The following is a 490-nucleotide window of genomic DNA, read 5'->3' as shown; positions in this document are numbered from 1 at the left end:
GTTGATACCAGACCGGTTTCTGTGTTCTGGGTATCTTCATTGGCCGGCGTAGTTGCAGCCGAATCTGCGTCCCCCTCCCCTAGTACTTGGGCATCTTCTACGGTGCTGTCTTCACTCGAAGGACGACCAGCTTCTTTGGCCGTCTGCATGATTTTCTGAAAGTCGTCCATGCCCGCAATGTTGCCGACGAATGGGCTGTTTTTATGCTTTGCCATTACGTGTTCAGTTAAGCTTTTTCAATAGCACCCTGACTAGGCTGCTTGTAGATAATACTGGCCAGCTCTTTCATCAGGGTAGTTAAGCCTGAGTTGCTATGCTGTTTCTCAGGAGGGAATATGGTTGAGCGTAATGATTTCCTTTGGTAGTTAACACTCAACTCCACTTTCGTCTGAAGCATGGGAATCTTCCGCTCCTTAAAGTAACCTTCTATTTCTTGATAGAAATCCTGCTTGATTGACTTGTTATGGCGGTTCCAGAAAGTGTAGTAGCC

2 protein-coding genes are annotated in these 490 nt (G+C 46.9%); both read right to left on the bottom strand.

The annotated features are described in order from the left end of the window. On the bottom strand, window positions 1-215 hold a 215-nt coding region (locus J4D97_RS23265; protein ID WP_208309664.1), incomplete at its 3' end, for a hypothetical protein. A gap of 11 nt (window positions 216-226) precedes the next feature. Continuing rightward, a partial coding sequence (locus tag J4D97_RS23260) for a hypothetical protein (protein WP_208309663.1) occupies window positions 227-490 on the bottom strand: 264 nt, incomplete at its 5' end.

Origin of the sequence: Hymenobacter defluvii (genome assembly GCF_017589435.1) — a bacterium.
GTDB classification, from domain to species: domain Bacteria; phylum Bacteroidota; class Bacteroidia; order Cytophagales; family Hymenobacteraceae; genus Hymenobacter; species Hymenobacter profundi.
Note: the sequence above shows the minus strand (reverse complement) of the source record. Positions and strands in the feature narration are given on the sequence as shown.